At 64.3% G+C, this 5,305-nt stretch carries 3 protein-coding genes; all 3 read left to right on the top strand.

Translation table 11 applies throughout. The features are described 5' to 3' along the window. Positions 1 to 516: efflux RND transporter periplasmic adaptor subunit (locus tag U5771_RS34590; RefSeq protein ID WP_322028099.1), on the top strand; the 516-nt coding region annotated here is incomplete at its 5' end. Between the two features lie 11 nt (positions 517 to 527). Further along, on the top strand, positions 528 to 3,701 hold the full coding sequence (locus U5771_RS34585; protein WP_322028098.1) for an efflux RND transporter permease subunit: 3,174 nt from the start codon (positions 528 to 530) through the stop codon (positions 3,699 to 3,701). Next, positions 3,698 to 5,098 (top strand): efflux transporter outer membrane subunit, encoded by a 1,401-nt coding sequence (locus tag U5771_RS34580; RefSeq protein ID WP_322028097.1) that lies wholly within the window; start codon positions 3,698 to 3,700, stop codon positions 5,096 to 5,098. Before U5771_RS34585 ends, U5771_RS34580 begins: the two co-directional genes overlap by 4 nt. Positions 5,099 to 5,305 lie beyond the last annotated feature (207 nt).

Here is a 5,305-nt window from a genome sequence, read left to right as displayed (position 1 = left end):
AGGCGCCTGCAGCGATCGGACGGCGGCGCGGCCGTGCGCCTAGTGATGGAGGACGGCCAAACCTATTCGCATCCGGGCGTGCTGCTGTTCTCGGGGATCACCGTCGATCCGACGACAGGCACGGTCACGTTGCGGGTGATCTTCCCGAACCCGAACGGCGAGTTGCTGCCCGGTATGTTCGTGCGTGCGCAGCTCGATGACGGCGAGGACGCGAACGCGCTGCTCGTCCCGCAGCTCGCAGTCACGCGCGCGTCCGACGGCAGCGCGAGCGTGTGGGTGGCCGATGCGACGAATCATGCGCGGCAGGTGAGCGTGCAGGCCGATCAGGCGTACGGCGATCGCTGGATCGTCACACGTGGGCTCAACGCGGGTGACCGTGTGATCGTCAGCGGGCTGCAGCAGGTTCGGGCCGGCACGGCGGTCCAGGCGGTTACGGAGCCGGCCGGTGCGGCATCGGGCGCGTCGGGCAAGGCGGCCGACGCCACAGGCGTCGCGTCGTCCAACATCAAGTCGTAGGCGGGGGCGGCATGGCAGCTTTCTTTATCAGGCGACCGATCCTCGCATGGGTGATCGCAATCGTCATCATGCTGATCGGCGGCGCAGCAACGACGACACTTCCCGTCGAACAGTATCCGACGATTGCGCCGCCATCCGTGCAGGTGACGGCAACCTATCCGGGCGCGTCCACCGACACGGTGGCCGCGACGGTCACGCAGGTGATCGAGCAGAAACTGAGCGGCATTGACAATCTGCAGTACATGTCGTCGAAGAGCAGCTCGACCGGCCAGGCGACGATCACGCTGACGTTCCGTCCGGGCACGGATCCAGACATTGCGCAGGTGCAGGTACAGAACAAGGTCAGCCAGGCGAGCGCTTCGCTGCCGGAGACGGTCCAGGAGCAGGGCGTGCAGGTCGCGAAGTCGTCGAGCGACTTTCTTATGATCGTCGCGCTGTCGTCGCCGGGGGGCTCGCTGAACTCGATCGATCTCGGCAACGTGATCGCGACGCAGATCGAGGATCCGCTGACCCAGATCAGCGGTGTCGGCGACGTCACGCTGTTTGGCGCACAGCACGCGATGCGGATCTGGCTCAACCCGGTAAAGTTGCACGGCTTAGGGCTCGCGACGTCCGACGTGACGACCGCGATCACGAACCAGAACGTGCAGTTGTCGGTCGGTGAACTGGGCGGCGCGCCCGCGACGGACTCGCAGGCGATCAACGCGACAATCTCGTCGTCGAGCCTTCTGACCACCGCGTCGCAGTTCGGCGACATCCTGCTGCGCGTGAACAGCGACGGTTCGCGGGTGCGGCTGAAGGACGTCGCGCGCGTCGAGGTGGGCGGCGATTCCTACGACACGTCGTCGCGGCTCGATGGCAAGCCGGCCGCCGCGGTCGCGGTGAAGCTGTCGACCGGCGCGAACGCGATGGCCGTCGCGAAAGCGGTGCGGGCGAAGCTCGAGGAACTGCGCCCGCAACTGCCGAAGGACATCGCGATTGCTTACCCGTACGATTCGACGCCGTTCGTCAGGATCTCGATCGTGGAAGTTGTGAAGACGCTCATCGAGGCGGTGATCCTCGTCTTCCTCGTGATGTACCTGTTCCTGCAGAACTTGCGCGCGACGCTGATTCCGACGATCGTCGTGCCGGTCGCGCTGCTCGGCACGTTCGGAGTGATGTCGGCGATCGGCTTCTCGATCAACGTGCTGTCGATGTTCGCGATGGTGCTCGCGATCGGCCTGCTCGTCGACGACGCGATCGTCGTCGTCGAGAACGTCGAGCGGATCATGGCCGAAGAGAAGCTCGATCCGAAGGCTGCGACGAAAAAGGCGATGGGGCAAATCACCGGCGCGCTCGTCGGCGTGACGACCGTGCTGACCGCCGTATTCATCCCGATGGCGTTCTTCTCGGGTTCGACGGGCGCGATCTACCGGCAGTTCTCGGTGACGATCGTGTCCGCGATGGTGTTGTCCGTGCTGCTCGCGATGACGCTCACGCCGGCGCTATGCGCGACGCTGCTCACGCCGGCCGGTGTCGAGCATCATGCGCGGCGCGGCCTGCTCGGTGCGTTCAACCGGCTGTTCGACGCGAGCAATACACGCTACAGCGCGACGCTCGCGCGCGTCGTCGCGAAGCCCGTGCGCTGGATGCTCGCGTATGGATTGATCGTCGGCGTGGTCGGCCTGCTGTACGCGACGCTGCCGTCGGCGTATCTGCCCGACGAGGATCAGGGTTCGTTCATGGTGTCGATCTCCACGCCGGTCGGCACGCCCGCATCGAAGACGCTGAAGACGGCAGAGGCGGTCGAACAGTATCTGAAGAAGCAGCCGGCCGTCACGCAGGTGATGATGATCAGCGGCTTCAGCTTCAACGGGCAGGGGCAGAACAACGCGCTTGCATTCGTACAGATGAAGGACTGGGGCCAGCGCAGGTCGAACGACAGCGTACAGGCGGTGATCGCGCGCGCCAATGCGGAACTGGGCAAGCACCGCGACGCGCAGATCTTCGCGATGAACCAACCCGCCATTCACGGGCTCGGTACGCAGAACGGCCTCGACTTCGAGATCGAGGATCGATCCGGGCAGGGGCATGACAAGCTGATGAAGGTGCGCAACCAGTTGATCGCGCTCGCCGCGAACGAGCCGTCGCTGGCGATGACGCGCGCGGCCGGGCTGGAGGACACGCCGCAATTGCACGTGGACATCGATCGCGAGAAGGCCAGCGCGTTCGGGCTGTCGGTCGCCGATGTCGACGACACGCTGCAAACCGCATTCGGCTCGTCGTACGTGAACAACTATGTCGATACAGGGCGGATTCAGAAAGTATACGTGCAGGCGGATGCACCTTACCGAATGATGCCGGACGACATCGGGCAATGGTATGTGCGTGCGAGCTCGTCGTCGAGTTCGTCTTCAGGGTCGACGTCGACGAGCTACGACGGGCAGATGGTGCCGTTCTCCGCGTTCGCAACGAGCCGCTGGACGTTCGGGCCGCCGCAGATCGAGCGCTATAACCGCACGCTCGCGATGGAGATGAGTTCGGAGCCCGCGCGCGGCGTCAGCACGGGGCAGGCAATGGCGGCCGTCGAAAGAATCGCGAAGCAGCTGCCGGCCGGCTTCGGCATCGAGTGGACTGGCCAGTCGTATCAGGAGGTGCTGGCGGGTTCGCAAGCGACCTATCTGTACGCGATTTCGCTGATCGTCGTGTTCCTGTGCCTTGCCGGCTTGTACGAGAGCTGGTCGGTGCCGCTAGCGGTGATCTTGGTCGTGCCGATCGGCGTGCTCGGTGCGCTGCTCGGTGCGCATCTGCGCGGGCTGTCGAACGACGTGTACTTCAAGGTCGGCCTGCTGACGACGATTGGACTGTCCACGAAGAACGCGATCCTGATCGTCGAGTTCGCCAAAGAGCTCCAGGCGCAGGGGCGTGGCCTAATCGCCGCGACACTGGAGGCCGCGCATCAGCGGCTGCGCCCGATCCTGATGACCTCGCTCGCATTCGTGTTCGGCGTGTTGCCGCTCGTGGTCAGCACCGGCGCGGGATCGGCCGCGCGCCATGCGATCGGCACGGGCGTCGCTGGCGGGATGATCGCCGCGACTATCCTCGCGATCTTCTTCGTGCCGGTGTTCTTCATCGTCGTACGCAAACTGTTCAAGGAGCACGGCCACGCGGCGGACGGCGCGCAGGTCGCAAAGGACGAAGCATGAAACTGAAATTCCTGTCGATGGTCTGCGCGCTCGCGCTGTGTGCGTGCTCGCTCGCCCCAGTCTATGTCCGCCCGGCGTCGCCTGTTGCGAGCGCGTGGCCGACGGGCGACGCGTATCGCCCGGACGCGGCGTCGGGTACGGCCGCGGCCGACATCGGCTGGCGCGAATTCTTCCGCGATGCGCGGCTGCAGAAGCTGATCGGCCTCGCGCTGGAGAACAACCGCGACATGCGCGTCGCCGCGCTGACGGTCGCCGAATACGAAGCGGAGTATCGGGTCACCCGCGCGGCGCTGGCGCCGAGTGTCGATGCGACCGGCTCGATGACGAACTCGCGTTCCGACGGCGCGATCAGCCGCTCCAATAGTGTGTCGGTTGGCACGACGTCCTGGGAGATAGATTTCTTCGGGCGTCTCGGGAGCCTGAAGCGGCAGGCGCTCGAAACCTATCTGGCCAGCGACGCGTCGCGGCGCAGCACGCAACTGAGTCTCGTCGCGACCGTGGCGACGGACTACCTGCAATTGCTGTCGGACGAGGCGATGCTGAAGATCGCGACTGACACGACGGCGGCCGACCAGCAGACCTACGAACTGACCCTGTCGATGCTGAAGATCGGCAGTTCGTCGTTGCAGGACGTGCGCTCCGCGCAGACGACGCTCGCCAGTGCGCGGGCAAGCGTCGCCTCGTACACGCGCGCGGTTGCACAGGACCGAAACAACCTCGCCGCGGAGATCGGTTGCGCGCTGCCGGCGGATCTGGCCGGCGGTTCGACTCTGCTCGATAGCGACACGATGCTCGCCGATGTCGGCGCTGGCGTGCCGTCGGACCTGTTAGTGCGCAGGCCCGATATCGTCGAGGCAGAACACACGTTGAAGGCGGCGAACGCGAACATCGGTGCGGCGCGCGCGGCGTTCTTCCCGAAGATCGAACTCACTGCGACGGCTGGCACGGCAAGCTCGACCCTGTCGCAGCTATTCAAGGCGGGAACGGGCGCGTGGGCATTCGCGCCGACGGTCACGATGCCGATTTTCGATTACGGCAGCAACAAGGCGTCGCTCGACGTGGCGAAGATCGATAAGGATATCGACGTCGCGAACTACGAGAAGGCCATCCAGACTGCGTTCAAGGAGGTGTCTAATGCGCTGGCCGGCCGAGCGACCTACGTTGCGCAGCTCGACGCGGATCGCGACTACGTGAAGTCGGCACAAGACTACTACATGCTCGCGCAGGCGCGCTATAAGGCGGGAACCGACAGCTACCTGACGCTGCTCGATGCCCAGCGCACGCTGTACACCGCGCAGCAGTTGCTCGTCACGGACCAACTCGCGAAGCTGTCGAATCTCATTACGCTCTACAAGGTGCTCGGCGGCGGTTGGACAGAGACGAGCAGCACCGCATAGAGCGGGTGGAGAAAGGATCGGTAGGATTTTGGCGACGAAAAGATGAAACGAAATATTGGTTAATTTCCTTTAAATCCTGACGGATGCGCCCGGTAGGCCTATCAGGCTTAGTGCGAGCTGCATTCCAGGAGCAGAAGTCGGTAATCGAAGGTAAACATGCTTCGATCAAGTTTTGAGAGCATACGCATCGTTGTAAACCGCTCTTAG

Source organism: Burkholderia sp. BCC1977 (genome assembly GCF_905339595.1).
GTDB lineage: Bacteria > Pseudomonadota > Gammaproteobacteria > Burkholderiales > Burkholderiaceae > Burkholderia.
The sequence above is the reverse complement of the archived record's forward strand: the minus strand, read 5'-3'. Positions and strand labels throughout refer to the sequence as shown.

Bases quoted from the DNA above. Each gene is read 5' to 3' on its own strand.
- U5771_RS34580 (WP_322028097.1), top strand. From the start codon at position 3,698: ATGAAACTGAAATTCCTGTCGATGGTCTGCGCGCTCGCGCTGTGTGCG.
- U5771_RS34585 (WP_322028098.1), top strand. From the start codon at position 528: ATGGCAGCTTTCTTTATCAGGCGACCGATCCTCGCATGGGTGATCGCA.